The 18,705-nt window shown below is 73.0% G+C and carries 22 protein-coding genes; 16 read left to right on the top strand and 6 right to left on the bottom strand.

From position 1 onward, the window contains the following. Positions 1-17: 17 nt before the first annotated feature. From ABT129_RS20950 to ABT129_RS20930, 5 genes are all read left to right on the top strand, one after another. On the top strand, positions 18-98 hold the full coding sequence (locus ABT129_RS20950) for an Ms5788A family Cys-rich leader peptide (protein WP_351229977.1): 81 nt from the start codon (positions 18-20) through the stop codon (positions 96-98). 171 nt (positions 99-269) lie between these two features. Continuing rightward, entirely contained in the window at positions 270-1,115 is an 846-nt protein-coding gene (locus ABT129_RS20945; RefSeq protein ID WP_351903446.1) for a sulfurtransferase, read from the top strand. A 51-nt stretch (positions 1,116-1,166) separates the two neighbouring features. Then, entirely contained in the window at positions 1,167-1,454 is a 288-nt protein-coding gene (locus ABT129_RS20940) for a DUF1416 domain-containing protein (protein ID WP_319311238.1), read from the top strand. A gap of 98 nt (positions 1,455-1,552) precedes the next feature. After that, complete coding sequence (locus tag ABT129_RS20935) at positions 1,553-1,816, top strand: DUF3099 domain-containing protein (protein WP_351903443.1); 264 nt, start codon at positions 1,553-1,555, stop codon at positions 1,814-1,816. 82 nt (positions 1,817-1,898) lie between these two features. Next, positions 1,899-2,300 (top strand): hypothetical protein, encoded by a 402-nt coding sequence (locus ABT129_RS20930; RefSeq protein WP_351903440.1) that lies wholly within the window; start codon positions 1,899-1,901, stop codon positions 2,298-2,300. Positions 2,301-2,324: 24 nt separating this feature from the next. On the opposite strand, the gene ABT129_RS20925 is transcribed toward ABT129_RS20930, so the two are convergent. After that, complete coding sequence (locus ABT129_RS20925; protein ID WP_351903437.1) at positions 2,325-2,690, bottom strand: DsrE family protein; 366 nt, start codon at positions 2,688-2,690, stop codon at positions 2,325-2,327. Between the two features lie 205 nt (positions 2,691-2,895). On the opposite strand from ABT129_RS20925, the gene ABT129_RS20920 reads away from it, so the two are divergent. The 6 genes from ABT129_RS20920 (at position 2,896) to ygfZ (ending at position 7,794) form a co-directional block, all read left to right on the top strand. Further along, complete coding sequence (locus ABT129_RS20920) at positions 2,896-3,693, top strand: hypothetical protein (protein ID WP_351903434.1); 798 nt, start codon at positions 2,896-2,898, stop codon at positions 3,691-3,693. Between the two features lie 17 nt (positions 3,694-3,710). Further along, positions 3,711-4,565: a hypothetical protein gene (locus ABT129_RS20915; RefSeq protein WP_351903431.1), complete on the top strand. Its 855-nt coding sequence runs from the start codon at positions 3,711-3,713 to the stop codon at positions 4,563-4,565. Then, positions 4,562-5,479 (top strand): hypothetical protein, encoded by a 918-nt coding sequence (locus ABT129_RS20910; protein WP_351903429.1) that lies wholly within the window; start codon positions 4,562-4,564, stop codon positions 5,477-5,479. Before ABT129_RS20915 ends, ABT129_RS20910 begins: the two co-directional genes overlap by 4 nt. A 228-nt stretch (positions 5,480-5,707) precedes the next feature. After that, a complete protein-coding gene (locus ABT129_RS20905; protein WP_351903426.1) occupies positions 5,708-6,280 on the top strand; it encodes a heme-binding beta-barrel domain-containing protein in 573 nt (190 codons plus the stop codon). 86 nt (positions 6,281-6,366) lie between these two features. Next, positions 6,367-6,804 carry a Fur family transcriptional regulator gene (locus ABT129_RS20900; protein WP_351903423.1) on the top strand — a complete coding sequence of 146 codons (438 nt, stop codon included), beginning with the start codon at positions 6,367-6,369 and terminating at the stop codon, positions 6,802-6,804. A 9-nt stretch (positions 6,805-6,813) separates the two neighbouring features. Then, the gene (ygfZ, locus tag ABT129_RS20895; RefSeq protein WP_351903421.1) at positions 6,814-7,794 is read left to right on the top strand and encodes a CAF17-like 4Fe-4S cluster assembly/insertion protein YgfZ; all 981 of its coding nucleotides are present in this window, start codon (positions 6,814-6,816) and stop codon (positions 7,792-7,794) included. Positions 7,795-7,920: 126 nt separating this feature from the next. Here ygfZ and dtd read toward each other — a convergent pair whose 3' ends face one another. Next, complete coding sequence (dtd, locus tag ABT129_RS20890; protein WP_030323272.1) at positions 7,921-8,346, bottom strand: D-aminoacyl-tRNA deacylase; 426 nt, start codon at positions 8,344-8,346, stop codon at positions 7,921-7,923. A gap of 139 nt (positions 8,347-8,485) precedes the next feature. Here dtd and ABT129_RS20885 point away from each other — a divergent pair, with 139 nt between their 5' ends. Together ABT129_RS20885 and ABT129_RS20880 are read left to right on the top strand one after the other, a co-directional pair. Next, positions 8,486-9,106 carry an RsiG family protein gene (locus tag ABT129_RS20885; RefSeq protein ID WP_351903418.1) on the top strand — a complete coding sequence of 207 codons (621 nt, stop codon included), beginning with the start codon at positions 8,486-8,488 and terminating at the stop codon, positions 9,104-9,106. Between the two features lie 151 nt (positions 9,107-9,257). Continuing rightward, positions 9,258-10,499 (top strand): GNAT family N-acetyltransferase, encoded by a 1,242-nt coding sequence (locus tag ABT129_RS20880; protein WP_351903415.1) that lies wholly within the window; start codon positions 9,258-9,260, stop codon positions 10,497-10,499. Positions 10,500-10,525: 26 nt separating this feature from the next. Here the strand turns inward: ABT129_RS20880 and ABT129_RS20875 are convergent, their stop codons facing one another. Both ABT129_RS20875 and ABT129_RS20870 read right to left on the bottom strand, forming a co-directional pair. Then, positions 10,526-11,302 (bottom strand): ABC transporter permease, encoded by a 777-nt coding sequence (locus tag ABT129_RS20875; RefSeq protein ID WP_351903573.1) that lies wholly within the window; start codon positions 11,300-11,302, stop codon positions 10,526-10,528. Between the two features lie 115 nt (positions 11,303-11,417). Next, positions 11,418-12,395 (bottom strand): ABC transporter ATP-binding protein, encoded by a 978-nt coding sequence (locus ABT129_RS20870; RefSeq protein ID WP_351903412.1) that lies wholly within the window; start codon positions 12,393-12,395, stop codon positions 11,418-11,420. A 137-nt stretch (positions 12,396-12,532) separates the two neighbouring features. On the opposite strand from ABT129_RS20870, the gene ABT129_RS20865 reads away from it, so the two are divergent. The 3 genes from ABT129_RS20865 (at position 12,533) to ABT129_RS20855 (ending at position 16,163) form a co-directional block, all read left to right on the top strand. Continuing rightward, on the top strand, positions 12,533-13,345 hold the full coding sequence (locus tag ABT129_RS20865; RefSeq protein ID WP_351903409.1) for a TetR/AcrR family transcriptional regulator: 813 nt from the start codon (positions 12,533-12,535) through the stop codon (positions 13,343-13,345). Continuing rightward, positions 13,342-14,079 carry a TetR/AcrR family transcriptional regulator gene (locus tag ABT129_RS20860; protein WP_351903406.1) on the top strand — a complete coding sequence of 246 codons (738 nt, stop codon included), beginning with the start codon at positions 13,342-13,344 and terminating at the stop codon, positions 14,077-14,079. Before ABT129_RS20865 ends, ABT129_RS20860 begins: the two co-directional genes overlap by 4 nt. A gap of 95 nt (positions 14,080-14,174) precedes the next feature. Continuing rightward, positions 14,175-16,163, top strand: coding sequence for a HelD family protein (locus ABT129_RS20855; RefSeq protein WP_351903403.1), 1,989 nt, complete (start codon positions 14,175-14,177; stop codon positions 16,161-16,163). A 24-nt stretch (positions 16,164-16,187) separates the two neighbouring features. On the opposite strand, the gene ABT129_RS20850 is transcribed toward ABT129_RS20855, so the two are convergent. Together ABT129_RS20850 and ABT129_RS20845 are read right to left on the bottom strand one after the other, a co-directional pair. Further along, the gene (locus ABT129_RS20850) at positions 16,188-17,141 is read right to left on the bottom strand and encodes a helix-turn-helix transcriptional regulator (protein WP_351903400.1); all 954 of its coding nucleotides are present in this window, start codon (positions 17,139-17,141) and stop codon (positions 16,188-16,190) included. Beyond that, complete coding sequence (locus tag ABT129_RS20845; RefSeq protein ID WP_351903397.1) at positions 17,138-18,646, bottom strand: MFS transporter; 1,509 nt, start codon at positions 18,644-18,646, stop codon at positions 17,138-17,140. Before ABT129_RS20845 ends, ABT129_RS20850 begins: the two co-directional genes overlap by 4 nt. Positions 18,647-18,705: the final 59 nt, after the last annotated feature.

Below are 18,705 nucleotides of genomic sequence, written 5' to 3'. Positions count from 1 at the left end.
TCCCTACGATCGTGGGCATGAAGCGACAGGCGGATCTCACGAAGCGGCGGGCAGTAGACCTGTGCCGCGTCGCCGCCATGCTCTGTCGCCCCGTCTGAGCGGGACTCACCACTCCCGTATTCCTCAGGCCCTCCGACCGAGGTCGGGGCCGCCCGTGTAGCCGTACGCACGTCACCGACGCACGCTCCGCTTGCCCGCGACTCGCGCGACGAGGCGTACCGCACCACACCCGCACCACACCGCCGCACACTGCCCCGGAGGAGAACAACATGGCTCGCAGCGACGTCCTGGTCGACGCGGACTGGGTCGAGGCCAACCTCGACAACCCGCAGGTCGCCCTCGTCGAGGTCGACGAGGACACCTCGGCCTACGAGAAGAATCACATCCGCAACGCCATCCGGATCGACTGGACCCAGGACCTCCAGGACCCGGTCCGCCGCGACTTCATCGACCAGGAGGGCTTCGAGAAGCTCCTCTCGGCCAAGGGCATCGCGAACGACACCACGGTGGTCCTCTACGGCGGCAACAACAACTGGTTCGCCTCCTACGCCTACTGGTACTTCAAGCTCTACGGCCACCAGGACGTGAAGCTCCTCGACGGCGGCCGCAAGAAGTGGGAGCTCGACTCCCGCGACCTGGTCGACGGCTCCCAGGTCCCGAACCGCCCGGCCACCGAGTACAAGGCCAAGGCCCAGGACGCCTCGATCCGCGCCTTCCGTGACGACGTCGTCTCCGCGATCGGCGCCCAGAACCTGGTCGACGTCCGCTCGCCCGACGAGTTCTCCGGCAAGCTGCTCGCCCCGGCGCACCTCCCGCAGGAGCAGTCGCAGCGCCCCGGCCACGTGCCGAGCGCCCGCAACATCCCGTGGTCGAAGAACGCCAACGACGACGGCACCTTCAAGTCGGACGACGAGCTCAAGGCCCTCTACGAGGACGAGCAGGTCGACCTGGCGAAGGACACCATCGCCTACTGCCGCATCGGTGAGCGCTCCGCGCTCACGTGGTTCGTCCTGCACGAGCTGCTCAACGTCACGAACGTCAAGAACTACGACGGCTCGTGGACCGAGTACGGCTCCCTCGTCGGCGTCCCGATCGAGCTCGGCGCCAACAAGTAACCCCCGGATCCTCCCCTCCTCCGGACCCCTCGACCGTAAGGACAGAACACCATGTGTGGAGCGCAGCCCGGCGGCCCCGACGCCTCGACGATCAAGCCCGGTGAGACCACCATCCAGGGCTTCGTGACCAAGGACGGCGAGCCCGTCACGGGTTACGTCCGCCTCCTGGACTCGACCGGCGAGTTCACGGCCGAGGTCCCGACCTCCGCCACCGGACAGTTCCGTTTCTACGCGGCCGAGGGCACGTGGACCGTTCGCGCCCTGGTTCCGGGCGGCACCGCCGACCGTCAGGTCGTGGCGCAGCACGGTGGCCTCGCCGAGGTCGCCATCGCGGTCTGACCCGCGACACCGAACCGGCCGAAGGGCCGTGCCTCCTGGGGGGTTGGACGCCATTTCCAGGACTAGAGGCACGGCCCTTCGGTCGTACCCTTGAGGGTGTGTACGCACGACGTCGCCACGTCTACTTCTGGATGATGGGCGCCTGCCTGCTGCTGTTCGTGGGCGCCTGGGCCGTCGTGCGGCTCTTCTCGATGCCGGTGGCCGTCGGCATGTGCGTGGTGGCCATGGTCATCCCCCCGGTCGCCGCGATGGTCGCGAACCGCCGGGGCCCCGAGGACCGCTGGTGGGACGACCCTTCGGGGGACCCGAAGTCGGACGAGTGGTGGGACGAACTCGACGGCAGGAAGCGCCGGGGTCCCTAGGACTCCGGCCACGGATCGCGGCCTGTACCGGTTCCCGGTGAGCGGTGCGGAACCGCCGGCCCGGCCCGGACGTCGAAGGGCCATGGCTGAGAGAGCTGGACGGATATTCTGCGCCCTCGCGGTGGTCGCCGGGGTGCTCACGGGCTGCGTCAAGGCCGACGAGGGCGTGGTGGCCGTCGGTACGACACCGCCCGTCGGTACGGCATCGCCCGTCCGGACGACACCGCCGGTCCGGACGATTCCCTTCGACCTCTACACGCACTGCGGCATCGACGAGGCCCGAGTCGGCTCGACGTACTTCGAGGCGGAGACCCCGCTCTCCGACGGCTCGGGAAACCCGCCCGACGGGTGGGACAACCCGACCCAGCGCGGCACGATGACCCTGAGGTCCGAGACGGAGGCCGTCTTCACCGACGATGCCGGGCACGAGGTGACGTTCCGTGCCCGGCCCGGTGCGACCGCCTTCAAGCGCATCTGCGCCTAGGGCCTGTCGCCGGGGAGGAGCCGGTCAGTAGACGAGCGCCTGGGTCTCGTCGGCCATCGCCTCCTGGACGAAGAGCTGGGCTCCGGCGATGCGGAAGCCCTCCAGGAGGTCCTTCTCCTCGATCTCGCGGCGGGCCGCGCACTGGGTGCAGACCGTGATGCGGCCGCCGGCCGCCAGGATCGAGTCGATCAGGTCGGGCAGCGGGGCCGCGTGCGGGAGCTCGAACTCCGCGGCGCGGCCCGGAAGGGCGAACCACGAGGACTCGCCGGTCAGCCAGAGCGAGACCTCGACGCCGCTGGCGGCGGCGACGGCGGCCACCGTGAAGGCCTGGGAGCAGCGTTCGGGGGCGTCGGCCCCCGCGGTCACCTTGAGCACGAGCTTCTTCGCCATATGCCGAACTGTAATGCGCGGCACTGCAACCCCATGCGCCCCTCAGGTGTCAGCTGGGTGCGCGGGTAACGGAATCCGCGCTTCAGGTCTCGTGGGGGGACTCTTGAGCAACGAAGAAAGTATCCAAAATACGGATACGGGCGGGGAGACGGCGCCACCGCCGACCCCGTCCGCCGTGGCGGAGACGGCCACGGAGACCGCGACCTTGACGGATGCGGTGGCGGTCACGGAGACCGCGACCGCGGCCCCGACCGTGACCGAGGCCGCGGCTCCGGTCGTACGGCCCCGTCGCGTCCTGCGTACGGTCGGGCTGATCGCGGTCGCCGCCGTCCTCGGCCTCATCGGCGGGACCGCCGTCGGATACGGCGTCCAGGCGGACCGCGAGCCGACCCCGCTCCCGCCGCTGAACCAGCCGGCCCTCGCCTACCCGAAGCCCCTCCCGAAGGACAAGGCACCGGATCCGCTCCCTGCCTCGGAGGACCGCCGGGCGAAGTCCCAGGGCGACCTGCGGAAGCTGCTGGTCCCGAAGCCCGCGGGTGCGAAGAAGGACGAGTTCGGGGACGCCGACGGCTGGCAGTCCGTTCCCGATTTCGCCTCCGACTTCGAGCGGGCCGGGAACGCGCTGAGCCACCAGCTGGAGCTGGGGATCCGCCGCGTCGCGGTCACGTCCTGGAAGACGGGCGCGGACCGGGTGTCCGAGATCCGCCTGGTCCAGTACCGGGCCGGAGACGTACTCGGCGCGCGGGAGCACGTCGAGGACCAGCAGGGCTACATGTCCGACGAGGAGTACGCCGAGAACGAGGGCGAGGAGCTCAAGGGCTCCGGCAACGGCCGCTACTACGTCTTCCCCGTGCACCGGGAGTCCGGCTACATGGACCTCTACCAGGCCAGGGCCTACTTCTACCGCGGCGACATCGCGGTCGAGATCTTCGTCTTCGACACGAAGAAGATCTCGGAGAACGACATCCGTTCGCTGGCCGAGCGACAGCTGGGGCGCCTGTGAGTGAGGACCGGAACGACGTGACCGTACCCACCGGACCGGACGCCGGTCCCGCCGCCGACGCCACCGCCGCTCCCGCCGGCGGGACCGCCGAGCCGTCGCCGCGTCGCAAGCGCGGCGCGGGCCGCGTCCTGCTCGGGATCGTGCTGCCCTCCGTGCTGGTCCTCGGCGTGGCGGGCGGCGGTGTCGCGTACACCGCCGTCACCGTCTCCTCCGCTGACCGCACCGCGCCGACGCAGGTGTGGTCCGCGCCGGAGCCGGTCGCGAACGACGAGGACCCGGCCGAGACCGCCGCGCGCGGCAGGGCGGGGACGCCGCTGAGCAAGCTGCTGCTGCCCGTGCCGGAGGGCTACGAGCTCGGTCCCGACCAGGAGCTGTACGGGAACGACGGCGAGCTCGGCGAGAAGGACGCCGTCGCGCTGATGAAGCGGGAGGGCGAGGGGCTCTCCGGCAAGAAGCGGCGCGCGTACGAGAAGGGCGTCGACCGGCTCGGCCTCCAGGGCGTCGCGGTCCGTACCTACGCCGACCTGGACGAGGCGGCCGTCATCACCGTCCACATCACGCGGATGAAGGACAAGAAGCGGATCAAGGAGAGCTTCCGGCTCCGCACGGAGGTCCTGGAGGCCCTGGAGTTCCCGAAGGGACCCAAGGTCAAGGACCACCGGAACGCCGCCTGCTACCTGGTGCCCGAGGACGAGACGCTCAAGAAGAAGGAGCGGGAGGAGCGGCTCGACGGCATGATCTGCCTCGCCTACGACTCCGAGGTCATGGTCGCGGTCACGGCGGCGAGTGCCCGGCCGTTCGACCGGGCGGCCACGGCCGACCTGCTCAGGAAGCAGCTCGACCACATCGAGTCCCCGGGGGAGTACGTATGACCGAGCAGTCCCAGACCCAGACCCACGCCCAGCCCGTGCCCGAGGCCCAGGCCCAGCCCGTGCCCGAGGCCCAGGCCCAGCCCGTGCCCGAGGCCCAGGCCCAGGCCCGGCCCGAGGCCCGGACCGAGGTCGAGCCCAAGCCCGCCGCCGCGCCGAAGAAGTCCCGGCGGCCGTTGCTGTGGGGGATCGCCCGCTGGACCGCCGCGGTCCTCGTCTGCGGCGGGGTCGGGGCCGGTTCGGCCCTGGGGATCACGTCCATGGAGCGCACCGACGTGCCCGGTCTCGCGACCGAGTCCGACGGCCGCTGGACCTACCCGAAGATCGCCCTGCCGGCGCTGCCCGAGGGGGTCCAGCGTCCGTACACCGACGGCAACAGGGGCGAGATCCACCACGCCGACCTGCGCGCACTCGTCCTGCCCGCCCCGGTGGGCGCGAAGGTCGACCCCCGCCTCGACGGTGGCTGGATCGGTCTCGACACCTACCTCGAACACTTCGACGCCGACGACCGGGGCGAGGTGAAGGAGGCCCTGGCCGACTCCGCCCTGCGGCACATCGCCGCCCGCGGCTGGACGACGCCGGACGGTACGTCCACCCGGATCTACCTGCTGCGGTTCTCGTCGGTCGCGTTCGCCGAGGCGTTCAAGGACGACATCCTGGACACGGGCACGCGCGGCTTCAAGCTCCCGGCCGGGGTCGACGCGGAGACGCAGGCCACCTCGGTGGAGGAGGTCCGGCTGAGCTACCTCTCCCTGTACGCCTTCGACGAGGAGAAGCCGTACGGGCCGGAGCAGACCCGCTGGGCGTACCTCCAGGCGGGCGACACGCTCGCGCTCGTCGCCCAGAGCCGGAAGGGGGAGGCGGCGGCCGTGCCCTTCCAGCAGGCCGTCGCGCTCCAGGCGCAGCTGCTCGGCTGACCGCAGCGCGCGAGACCCACCTCACCGAGTGGGCCGGACCCCCGCCCACTAAGCTGGGGTTCGGCCCGTTCCGCCTTCACCGCTCAGTCGAGGAGCACCCTGTGATCATTTTCTTCGAAACGCTGCTGGTCCTGGTCGCCGTGGGCGTGCTCGCCTTCACCGGACTGGTCGTGAAGAAGCTGTACCAGGGCCAGCGCTAACCACTTCTAGAGAACGCCAGAGCTGCTCATGATCGAGATCCCGTCCGACCTCAATCCGGACCTCGTCCCCCTCGCGTTCCTGCTCGGTACGTGGGAGGGCGCGGGTGTCTCCGACTTCCCCGGTGCCGAGAAGTGCAACTTCGGCCAGTCCGTGACGTTCAGCCACGACGGCCGGGACTTCCTCGAGTACACGTCCCACTCGTGGGTCCTGGACGCCGAGGGCAACAAGGTCCGTCCGCTGGAGAGCGAGAGCGGCTACTGGCGCATCGACAAGAACCGCAAGGTCGAGGTCGTCATGGTCCGCGACCAGGGCATCGTCGAGATCTGGTACGGCGAGCTCGCCGACCAGAAGCCGCAGATCGACCTGGCGACGGACGCCGTCGCCCGCACCGCGGCCTCGGGCCCGTACTCCGGTGGCAAGCGCCTGTACGGCTACGTCAAGAGCGACCTCATGTGGGTGGGCGAGAAGGCGACCCCCGAGGTCCCGCTGCGGCCGTACATGTCGGCGCACCTGAAGAAGGTCGTGACGCCGGAGGAGGTCGCGGAGATGGCCCGCAACCTGCCCGACATGCCGGACGACGGCATCGCCTTCTTCCGCTAGGACGCCAGGACGTCGGACCCGGGTCCGACGGACCCGGGTCCGTCCGGCCCTAGGGCTGCGCGCCGCGCCCTCCTACACTGGAGGGCGTGGTGAGCACCGACTGGAAAAGCGACCTGCGGCAGCGCGGTTACCGGCTGACGCCGCAGCGTCAGCTCGTCCTGGAGGCCGTCGACGCGCTGGAGCACGCGACGCCCGACGACATCCTCGTCGAGGTCCGCAGGACCGCGTCCGGGGTGAACATCTCCACCGTCTACCGGACCCTGGAGCTCCTGGAGGAGCTCGGCCTGGTGAGCCACGCGCATCTGGGGCACGGGGCTCCGACGTACCACCTCGCCGACCGGCACCACCATCTGCACCTGGTCTGCCGGGACTGCTCCGAGGTGATCGAGGCGGACGTCGAGGTGGCGGGCGAGTTCACCGGGAAGCTCCGCGAGACCTTCGGCTTCGAGACGGACATGAAGCACTTCGCCATCTTCGGCCGGTGCGGGGACTGCACCCGGAAGGCCCTGGACTCCGAGTCGTAGGCTTTCCCCATGCAGCGACATTCCACGACCAGCCCTCTGCTGTCCCTTCCCGGTGCCGTCGCCGCGGAAGGCCGCGACGAAGGTGTCGCCGCGCACTACGGCGACCTGTTCCGTGAGCAGCGTTCCCTCGCCGACGGACTCGGTTTCGTCGACCTCTCGCACCGCGGCGTCGTCGCCGTCACCGGCGACGACCGGCTGAGCTGGCTCCACCTGCTCGTCACCCAGCACATGACCGACCTGGCGCCCGGACAGGCCACCGAGGCGCTGGTGCTCTCCGCGAACGGGCACATCGAGCACGCCCTGTACCTCGTCGACGACGGCGAGACGGTGTGGGCGCACGTCGAGCCGGGGACGGGGGAGGAGCTCGTCGCGTACCTGGAGTCGATGAAGTTCTTCTACCGGGTCGAGGTCGCCGACCGCACGGACGACATCGCGGTCGTCCACCTCCCGGCCGGCTCCATCGCCGACGTCCCCGAGGGCGCCGTCGTACGGGAGACCCCGTACGGCCGCGACCTGTTCCTGCCCCGGGCCGACCTGGAGTCCTTCGCGGGCTCGCACGGGCCGGTTGCCGGGATGCTGGCGTACGAGGCGCTGCGCGTCGAGGGGCACCGGCCCCGGCTCGGCTTCGAGACCGACCACCGGACCATCCCGCACGAGCTCGGCCTCATCGGCAGCGCCGTCCACCTCCAGAAGGGCTGCTACCGGGGCCAGGAGACCGTCGCCCGGGTGCAGAACCTGGGGAAGCCGCCGCGCCGCCTGGTCTTCCTGCACCTGGACGGCAGCGAGGTCCTGCTGCCCCCGCACGGCACCCCGCTGCGGCTCGCGGCCGACGGGGAGGAGGGCCGCCAGCTCGGGTTCGTGACGAGCGCCGTCCGCCACCACGAACTCGGCCCGATCGCCCTGGCCCTGGTGAAGCGGAACGTCCCGGTGGACGCCCCGCTGATCGCCGGTACGACGGCGGCGGCGCAGGAGACCGTCGTCGAGCCGTAGGACTCCGCCGGACGGTCCGGCCGCCCGCGCGGCCGGACCACGAGCAAGGGGCGCCGGCGACCGGCGGCGCCTTGAGCGGGTCGTGACGTCGGACGTCCGCCGGCGCCGTGAGCGCGGGCCGTGGGGTCAGACCTCCAGCAGCACCGTGAACGGGCCGTGGTTCGTGAGGGAGACGCGCATGTCCGCTCCGAAGCGGCCCGTCTCCACGTGGGCGCCCAGTTCGCGCAGCCGGGCCACCACCTCGTCCACCAGGGGTTCGGCGACCGGGCCCGGCGCCGCCGCGTTCCAGGTGGGGCGGCGGCCCTTGCGGGCGTCGCCGTAGAGCGTGAACTGAGAGATCACGAGCAGCGGCGCGTTCACGTCGGAGCATGACTTCTCGTCGTCCAGTACCCGGACGGACCAGAGTTTTCTGGCCAATTGGGCGGCCTTCTCCGGGGTGTCGTCATGGGTCACCCCGACCAGCACGCACAACCCCTCGCCGGTGATCTCACCGACGGTCTCCCCTGCGACGACGACGCTCGCGCCGTCGACCCTCTGCACCACAGCTCGCATGGGCCCCAACCTACCGAGAGACCCCCAGTCCGACGGATGAGGGGCCGAACGGGTGCAGAGCGCCTGCACGTGCCCGTGCAGGAGTGGCACCATGCGTGTCAGGCGGTGCGGCTCCGCACCGGTCGAGGGGACGATTCTCATGAGTGCACCTGGCACCGGGCCGACGCCGTCCGGCCCCGTACCGCTGATCCGCGCCGGAACCCGGGGCGGTGGACCGGGCGGAGGCCCGGGCACCCGCCCACCCGTGCAGCGCACCGCCGAACCGGCGCTGCCGGACCGGACCCAGCCGGAGCTCGGCGCGCTGCGCCTGCCCGAGCTGCGCGCGCTGCGCCGGGACGCCCAGAGCGACGAGGCGGACCTGAGTTACGTCCGGCGGATGCTCCAGGGCCGGATCGACATCCTCCGGGCCGAACTGGCGCGGCGGACCGACCCGGAGGCCCCGGTCCTCGACCGGCTCTCCGAGATCCTCGCCGACGTGCCCTCGCGCCACCGCACCTCGGCCCGGCACGTGACGCTGTCGACGCCGCGCAGCGAGGAGTACCGGCGGCTCGCGGCCGAGATGCTGTCGGAGGTCGAGCTGTCGGACCTGACGGCCCGCACGGACGACGAACTGCACACGGCGATGGGACGGCTCGCCGGGTACGAGCAGCAGGTCTCCCGGCGCCGCCAGCACCTCCAGCGGACCGCCGACGACTGCAGCGCGGAGATCGCCCGCCGCTACCGGGAGGGCGAGGCGCAGGTCGACGACCTGCTGGCCTGAGGAGACCGGGCCCGAGCCCGGTCGAGGCTGAGGAGACCGCGCCCGGCCGGTCGAGGCTGAGGCGACCGGGCCTGTCGACCGGCTCCGGGCCCGGGCGGGGGCCCCGGAAACTCGTGTGCGGGTGCGTGGGGGCCGTGCGTAGGGTCGAGGGATGACTGTCGACGTACGCGCGGTGACGGAGTCCGAGTTCCCCGACTGGAACCGGGCCCTGCGCACCGGGTTCCTGCGCCCGCCCGTCGTGTCCGAGGAGGAGATCGCCGACCGGCTGCCCCACGTCGACCTCGGGCGGACGCTCGGGGCCTTCGACCGGGGCCGGATCGTCGCCACCTTCCGCTCGTTCCGGCAGGAGGTCAGCACGGTCGGCGGCGGCGGTCTCACCGCCGACGCGATCACCCAGGTCACCGTCTCCCCGACGCACCGCAGGCGCGGGCTGCTCAGCCGGATGATGTCGGAGGACCTGGCCGCCGCGAGGGAGCGGGGCGACGCGATCGCGACCCTGATCGCCGCCGAGTACCCGATCTACGGACGGTTCGGCTTCGGCGCGGCGAGCTGGAGCACCGAGTGGAGCGTGGACGTGCGCCGCGCCGGGCTCGACCCGCGCCGCTCGGGACGCCCGGAGGGCGGCCGGATCGACCTGACCGACGCCGAGGAGATCCGCAAGGTCGGCCCCGAGGTGCACCGCCGGCTCGCGGGTGTCCGCGCCGGGGTGACCGACCGCACCGCGCGCGGCTGGGACCTCGGCACCGGACTCGGCGCGCAGAGCGAGCCGTGGCGGGAGCCGTACTACGCGCTGTACCGCGGGGAGTCCGGCGAGGTCGAGGGGTACGTGTCCTACTCGGCCGACGACAAGTGGGACGACGCCAAGCAGCCCGTGAACACGGCGACCGTGCGGGACCTGATCGCCTTCACCCCGGCCGCCGAGCGCGCCCTGTGGCTCTACCTCTGCTCCGTCGACTGGATCACCACGGTCCGCTCCGGCTACCGGGCGCCCGACGACCCGCTGCCGATGCTGCTGCCGGACCCGCGCGCCGCGCGGACGCTGACCCATGTGGACATGCTGTGGGTCCGGGTCCTGGACGTCGTCCGGGTCCTGGAGAGCCGGACGTACCCGGTGGCGGACGGGCTCGTGCTCGAACTGCGGGACGGCGACGGGATCGCCGGCGGGCGCTACCGCCTGGACGCCTCCCCGGACGGCGTCTCCTGTGCCCGTACGACCGGGTCCGCCGATCTTGCCCTCGACATCGCCGAGTTGGGCATCCTCGCCTTCGGTGACGAGTCGGCGGTACGGCTCTGCCGGCTCGGGCGCGTCGACGAGCTGACGGCGGGCGCGGCGGCCCGCGCCGACCTGCTGTTCCGCACCCCGCTGCGGCCCTTCTCGCCCGACATCTTCTGACCTTCGCGCCGGTTTCCGTACGGAGGTCAGCGGGTCCGGAGGCGGAAGAGGAGATGGGAGGCGGCGAGCGCCAGGGTCAGCAGCGCGGCGCACCAACCCAGGGCGATCCAGGGGGAGTCGCCGACCGGACGGTCCAGCAGCAGGCCGCGCATCGACTCGATGAGCGGGGTCACCGGCTGGTGCTCGGCGAAGCCGTGCAGCCACCTCGGCATGGTGTCGATCGGCACGAACGCGCTGCTCGGGTACGGCAGGAACATCATGAAGAAGGTGATCGCTCCGGCGGCCTCCGCCGTCCTGGTGACGAGTCCGAGGGCCGCCGACAGCCAGGAGACGGCGGTGATCCAGGCGAGCAGCAGCCCGATCGCGGCGAGCCAGCCGCCGGGTGTGGCGGTCGGGCGGAAGCCGATGGCGAAGGCCGCGCCGAGGACGAGGGTCGTGGAGAGCGCGTTGCGGGTGACGGTGGCGGCGACGTGTCCGGCGAGGAACGGCGTTCCGCCGATGTCGAGCGTGCGGAAGCGGTCGACGACCCCGCGCCGCATGTCCTCGCTGACGGTGACGGCGGTGCTCGCCGCGCCGAATCCGGCGCAGAGGACGAGGACGCCGGGGACGACGTACGTGACGTACCGGGTGCCGGTGTCGATGGCTCCGCCGAAGAAGTAGACGAAGACCAGCATCAGCATGATCGGCATCATCATCGAGGTGATGACCGCGTCGAGGTTGCGGCGGCTGAGCCGGATGCCGCGCTCGGCGAGGGTGATCGCGGCGGTGAACCCGGTGGTGAGGCCGGTGGTGTGGCTCTTCATGGAGCCTTGGGTGGCACTGCCCGTGGCGCCGCCGGTGGGACTGCCCGTGGCACTGTCCTCGGCACTCCCGGCGGGACTGCTCGTGGCGCTGCCGGAGGCGTCGGCCGTGAGGCTGTCAGACATGGCTGGGCTCCTGGTCGGCGGTGAGGGTCAGGAAGACGTCGTCGAGCGTGGCCGTGTGCAGGGTGAAGCGGGCGATGTCCCGGTGCCGGGGGTCGAGCGCGTCGAGCAGCGCGCGGACGTGGGCGGCGCTGCCGTCGGTGGGGACGCCGAGCGTGCGGGTCTCGGGGTCGTGGGTCACGCCGGGGTCCGTGGCGGCCGTCCGGGCCATGGCGCCGGCCTCGGCGGTGAGGCGCAGATAGCTCTCCGGGTCGTGCGCGACGACGTCGAGCCGGTGGGCGGCGTACCGGGCCTTGAGCTCGGTGGGGGTGCCTTCGGCGAGGGCGCGGCCCCTGCCGAGGACCGCGATGCGGTCGGCGAGCCGGTCGGCCTCCTCCAGGTACTGGGTGGTCAGGAAGACCGTCGTGCCCTCGGCGGAGAGTTCGCGGACCACCTCCCACAGCTCCTGGCGGCTGCGCGGGTCGAGCCCGGTGGTCGGTTCGTCGAGGAACATCACCCGGGTCGCGCCGGGATCGCGGACGAGGCCGGCGGCGAGGTCGAGGCGGCGGCGCATGCCGCCCGAGTACGTCCTCGTCGGACGGCCGCCGGCCTCGGTGAGGCCGAACCGTTCGAGGAGTTCGGCGGCGCGGCGGGCGGCCGCCGGGCGGGAGAGGCCGGAGAGCCGGGCCACCGTCCACAGGTTCTCGGCACCGGTCTGGTTCTCGTCGACGGCGGCGAACTGTCCGGTGAGGCTGATCGCGCGGCGGACCCGGGAGCGCGCGGTGACGACGTCGTGCCCGGCCACGCGCGCGTGGCCGGCGTCGGGCGTGGTGAGGGTGGCGAGGATGCGGACGGTGGTGGTCTTCCCGGCGCCGTTGGGGCCGAGGAGGGCGAAGACGGTGCCGGGTGCGACGTGGAGGTCGAGCGCGTCGAGGACGCGGACGCCCCCGTAGGTCTTGGTCAGGCCGGTGGCTTCGACTGCCGGAGGTGACATGGGCGTACTCCCTGGGCCGGTGGAGGTCATGGCGGGATCAGTACTGCGTATTGCATACGCGTTACTGTGTAAGGGTTACGCATTACTAGGATGGGCGTCAAGCGTGGACAGCGGGTGAGGTGCGGAGGCGGCGGGTCATGGCGGGCGACGACGGCGGGAACGGCGCGGACGGCAGCGGGGGCGGGGCTCGCGACGGGAGCGCGGACGGCGGCGGGACCTTCCTGCCGCCGAGCATCGAGGCGGCGTGGGGGCTGCGGGAGCGCCCCTCGAAGGGGCCCAAGCCGGGCCTGACGCTGGACCGGATCGTCGGGGCGGCGGTCTCCCTCGCCTCCGCCGAGGGGCTCGAAGCCGTCTCCATGGGCCGGGTCGCCAAGGAGCTCGGCTCCTCGCCGATGTCGCTCTACCGGTACGTCTCCGCCAAGAGCGAGCTGTACGTCCTCATGCAGGAGGCCGCCACGGGCGCCCCGCCCGAGCTCTTCCCGCCCGGCACCGGCTGGCGCGAGGCGATCGAGGCCTGGGCCTGGGCGCTGCGCGAGGTCTACCACCGCAACCTCTGGATGCTGCGGCTCCCGGTCTCAGGGCCGCCCGCCACCCCGCACATGGTCGCCTGGTGGGAGAAGGCCCTCGTCGCCCTGGAGGGCGCCGGTCTCGACGAGGGCACCAAGATCTCGGTGACCCTGCTGGTCGGTGGCTTCGTGAAGAACGAGGCCTTGGTCACGGCCGATCTCGCCGTCACGATCGCGGCCGGCGGTACGGACGCGGGCGAGGTCCTGGCCCGCTACGGCCACACCCTGCGGCGGCTCGCGGACCCGGGGAGGTATCCGGCGGTGGCACGGCTGCTGGAGTCGGGGGTGCTGGACGTCGCGGACGACCCCGAGGTCGAGTTCCGCTTCGGTCTCGACCGGATCCTGGACGGAGTCGCGGTGCTGGTGGAAGGGCGTTCCTCATGACCCGGGACAGCGGCTCCGCCGCCCCCGACTCCGCCGCTCCCGTTCCCGGCGCTCCTGTTCCCGGCCCTCCCGCTCCCGTTGCTCCCGTTCCGGGTGCTCCCGTTCCCGGGCTGCGTGAGCGGAAGAAGGCGCGCACCCGGCAGGCCCTGTCGGACGCGGCCGTCGCGCTCTTCCTGGAGCGGGGCTTCGACGGCGTCTCGGTCGCGGAGGTGGCCGCCGCCGCCGAGGTCTCGAAGCCGACCCTCTTCCGGTACTTCCCCGCCAAGGAGGACCTCGTCCTCCACCGGTTCGCCGATCACGAGGACGAGTCGGCCCGGGTGGTGACCGAAGGGCGCGGGGCGGGTACGGCGCCGCTCGACGCGCTGTACGCGCACCTGCTCGACGGGCTCGCCCGCCGCGACCCGGTCACCGGTCTCAGTGACCACCCGTCGGTCCTCGCGTACCTCCGGCTCCTGTACGGCACACCGGCCCTGGTCGGTCGGCTGCACGCCTACCGGGTGCGGGCGGAGGCGGCGCTCGCGGCCGCCCTCGCGGGTGACGCGGCGGGGCCGGCGGCCGGCGCCGGGCCGGAGGCGCGGCTCGCCGCCGGGCAGATCGTGACGGTGCTCCGGGTCCTCGCGGAGGAGAACGCGGCCCGGATCGCGGGCGGGGAGACGGCGGACGCGGTGGAGGCGGACGCGGTGGCCCAGGCCGGGCTGGCCTTCCGGCTGCTGCGGGACGGGCTCCCGTACTGATTCCTCCTCGCCGGTTCCCCGCGCTCCTTCGAGGGCAGGTTCTGTAGACAAGTAAAAAATGTAACCCAGTAACGTTTTCCATTAAGCTTCTCGGAATGACGTCACTGGACCTTGAGCTCGCCCGCGAACGCTCCCACCACGACGCCTGCCGCGCCGCCCTGACCCGGATGACGGAGGACGCCGCCGAGCAGGTCGGCACCGGCGAGGACACCGCCGCGTCCGGTGCCGACGCGGAGGCGCTCGGCCGGCACCTGCGCAGCCGCGCCAAGGAGATGCGGGAACAGCCGCCCGGGCCGCTCTTCTTCGGGCGGCTCGACCGGGAGGACGGCCAGACCCACCACATCGGCCGCCGCCGGATCGCCGAGGACCCCGCCGCCCCACCGCTCGTCGTCGACTGGCGCGCCCCCGTCTCCCGCGCCTACTACCAGGCCGGCGCCCATGACCCGCAGGGCGTCCTGCGCCGCCGCCGCTTCGGCTGGGCCCCGTACAGCAGGGGCGCCTCGGAGGACCTCACCGCCCTGGAGGACGAACAGCTCACGGCCGGCGGGGCGGCGACGGCCGGCGCCCTCCTCACCGGGGAGATCGAGCGCCCCCGGGTCGGCCCCATGCGGGACATCGCCGCCACCATCCAGCCCGAACAGGACGACCTCGTACGCTCCGACCCCGCCGCCTCCCTCTGCGTGCAGGGCGCGCCCGGCACCGGCAAGACCGCGGTGGGCCTGCACCGGGCCGCGTACCTCCTCTACAGCCATCCGCAGCGGATCCGCCGTTCCGGCCTGCTCGTCCTCGGCCCCCACCGCGCGTTCCTCTCGTACATCGCCGAGGTGCTGCCGTCGCTGGGCGAGACCGGGGTCCGCCAGGCCACCCTCGACGAGGAGATCGCCCGCCACCCGGTCCGGGCCGAGGACGACGGCCCGGCGGCCCGGGTCAAGCACGACCCCCGGATGGCCGAGGTGCTGCACCGGGCCCTGTACGGCAGGGTCGACCCGGCCCCCGCCGCCGACCTCGCCGTCCCCGACGGCTCGTACCACTGGCGGCTGCCCGCCGCCGAACTCGCCGCCGTCGTCGCGGCCGTACGGGAGGAGGCGCCGCCGTACGCGACGGGCCGCGAGCGGGTCCGCGCCCGGGTCGTCCGGGCCCTCCGGCTCCGCGCCGAACGCCGGCGGGGGCCCGTGGGCGCGGCCTGGGCGCGGCGCGTCGAGCGGGCGCGGGCGGTGACCGCGTTCCTCGACGCCTGCTGGCCGAGGACGAGTCCGGAGGAGGTGCTCGCGGAGTTCCTCACGGAGCCCACCGACCCCGCCCTGACGGAGGCCGAGCGGGCGGCGATCCGGTGGGACCGGCCGCCGCGTTCGTTCCGCTCGGCGCGCTGGACCGCCGCCGACCTCGTCCTCCTCGACGAGCTCGCGGGCCTGCTCGAACGCCCCCTGGGCTACGGTCACGTCGTCGTCGACGAGGCCCAGGACCTCTCGCCCATGGAGTGCCGGGCGATCGCCCGGCGCACCGCCTTCGGCTCGCTCACCGTCCTCGGGGACCTGGCCCAGGGCACCACCCCGTGGGCGGCCCGCGACTGGCACGAGCAACTGGCCCACCTGGGCAAGGCGGGGGCGCCCGTGGTGCCGCTCACCCTGGGCTACCGGGTCCCGGCGGCCCTCGTGGACCTCGCCAACCGGACCCTGCCGCACCTGGGCGTGGACGTGCCGGCGGGCCGTTCGGTCCGGACGGACGGCGAGGTGTCGGTCCACCGGGCGGCGGACCTCCTCGCCGTGACCCGCGAGGCCGTGCGCGGGGCGCTCGCGAGGGAGGGCTCGGTGGGGGTGATCACGGCCGACGGGCTGGCCGGCCGGGTGGAGGAGGCGTTGCGCGGCCAGGGGGCGGAGGCGGAGGAGCGGGTGACCGTCCTGCCCGCGACGGTCGCGAAGGGCCTGGAGTTCGACCATGTCGTCGTGGTCGAACCGGCCGCGATCGTGGCGGCCGGGGCACGGGGGCCGAACCGGCTGTACGTGGCGCTCACCCGGGCGGTGTCCCGGCTGACCCTGGTGCACACGGAGGAGCTGCCGGAGTGGCTGGCGCCGGGGCCGGAGTGACGCACCGGCGGAAGGGCGCGGGGGCTACCTCCCGGCGGTCTCCCCGTACAGCGCGGTGAGTTCGGCGCCGACGCGGGCGAGGGCGGCCCGGGCCTCGGGCGGGTCGAGGAGCTCCACGCGGGCGCCGAGGCCGGCCAGTCGGGCGGCGATCACCTCGGGGGAGGGGCCGTCGGCCTCGATCGCCGTCCAGCCGTCCGGGGCGCGTTCCCCGTACCGTACCCGCCCTCCGAGCAGGCGCTCCAGGACCGCCTCGGTGCCGGGTGCGGCCCGGCCGCGTACCGTCGCCGCGACCATCCGGTCCTCCATCCGGGCGGCGAGCGCCCGCCACGCGGTGGGCAGGTCGAAGCCCTCGGGCCGTACGGCGGGGGCGCCGGTCTCGGTCACGGAGGCGACCCGGCCGATCCGGAAGGTCCGCAGGCCGTGCTCCGTCTCCGCGACGAGGTAGCGCACCCCGGACTTCACGGCGATCCCCAGCGGGCTGACGGTCCGCTCGCGGGGCTCCCGGCCGGGCCGCGCGTACCCGATCCTGACCTCCCTGGCCTCGACCACCGCCCGCTGGAGCGGAGCGAGCAGGGCCTCCTCCGTCTCCGTCCCGGCCCAATCGGCGCCGTCGGAGACCCCGGCGCGGGCCGCGGCCTCGGCGCCTTCCCGGAGGGGCGGGGGCAGGGCCCGTACGAGCTTCCGCAGGGTGGTCCTGGTCTGCGGGCTCGCATCGGAGTCGGGGCCGGCCAGGAGGAAGAGGCCGCGGATCTCCGGGGCGGTCAAGCCGGTCAGGTCGGTACGGGCGCCGCCGACGAGGGACCAGCCGCCGCCCTGGCCCGCCTGCGAGAACACCGGGATCCCGGCGCTCGCGAGCGCTTCGAGATCCCGGCGTGCGGTGCGCTCGGACACGCCCAGTTCGGCGGCGAGTCCGGCGGCGGTGACCCGTTGCCTGGTCTGGAGGTAGAGCAGTGCGGCGACGAGTCGGTCGGCTCTCATGGGGTCATTGTCGCCGGGGCCTTCGCGGGCTCCGGCAGCTCCTGTGCCTCCGGCCGGTGGGCGAGCTCCTGTGCCTCCGGCCGGTGGGCGGTGGAGCGGCGCAGGACGGTGACGGCGATGGCCAGGGCGACGAGGAGGAGACCGGCGCCGACGGCGAAGGCCAGGTGGTAGCCGCCGGTCAGCGCCTCGGCGGCCGGCCGTCCGGCCGCGGTGAGGGTCTCGGTGCGGGCGGCGGCGAGCGTGGAGAGGACCGCGACGCCGAGCGCCATGCCGATCTGCTGGGTGGTGTTGAAGAGGCCGGAGGCCAGGCCCGCGTCCTTCTCCTCGGCGCCCGACATGGCCAGCGAGGTGAGGGCGGGAAGCGCCAGGCCGAACCCGGCGGCCAGCAGCATCACGGGGAGCAGGTCGGTGACGTACGAGGCGTGGACGGGGACGCGGGTCAGCAGGCCGAGGACGCCGACGAGCAGGAGGAGCCCGGCGATCAGGACGTTCCGCTCGCCGAAGCGGGCGATGAGACGGGCCGAGACGCCGAGCGAGACGGCGCCGATGACGGCGGCGGCGGGCAGCATCGCGAGGCCGGTCTCGGCGGCTCCGTAGCCGAGGACCTTCTGCAGGTAGAGGGCGACGAGGATCTGGAAGGAGAAGAGCGCGGCGACCATCAGCATCTGGACGGCGTTGGCGCCGGCGACGCTGCGCGAGCGGAGGATCCGCAGGGGCATGAGCGGGTTCGCGGTCTTCGCCTGGCGGACGAGGAAGCCGGCGAGGAGGGCGAGCGCGAGGGCCCCGAGGCCGAGGGTGTGCGCCGAACCGGCCCCGTACTCCTCGATCTTGACGACCGCGTAGATCCCGGTCATGAGACCGGCGGTGACCAGGAACGCGCCGATGACGTCGGCGCCGGCCCGGAGACCGAGACCGCGGTCGGAGGGGAGGGCGCGGAGGGCCACGAGGAGGGTGGCGGCGCCGATCGGCAGGTTGATGAAGAAGATCCAGTTCCAGGTGAGGGCGTCGGTGAGGACACCGCCGAGGACCTGGCCGAGCGAGGCGCCGGCGGCGCCCGTGAAGCTGAACACGGCGATGGCGCGCGAGCGTTCGCGGGGCACGGTGAAGAGCGTGACGAGGATGCCGAGCCCGACGGCGGAGGACATCGCGCTGCCGACGCCCTGGAGGAAGCGGGCGGCGATGAGGACGCCGGGCGAGGCGGCGACCCCGGCGAGGAGCGAGGCGGCGGTGAAGAGGCCGGTTCCCGCGAGGAACATCCGCTTGCGGCCGATCAGGTCGCCCAGGCGGCCGGAGAGGAGGAGGAGCGAGCCGAAGGCGATGAGGTAGGCGTTCACGACCCAGCTGAGGCCGACGGGGGTGAACCCGAGGTCGCTCTGGATGGCGGGCATCGCGACGGTGACGATGCTGCCGTCGAGGATCGTCATCAGCATGCCGGTGGCGAGGACGCCGAGGGCGAGCTGCGGGGAGGGGGCGGTGGCGCGGGTGGGGCGGGTGGATCTGGGCATGGGGGTCACTCCTGGTCCGGGGAGGCCGACAGGAGTGACATTAGCAGAAGGTTTTGTTG

It is taken from the genome of Streptomyces sp. NPDC002057 (assembly GCF_040296665.1).
Taxonomy (GTDB): Bacteria; Actinomycetota; Actinomycetes; order Streptomycetales; family Streptomycetaceae; genus Streptomyces.
The sequence above is the reverse complement of the archived record's forward strand: the minus strand, read 5'-3'. Positions and strand labels throughout refer to the sequence as shown.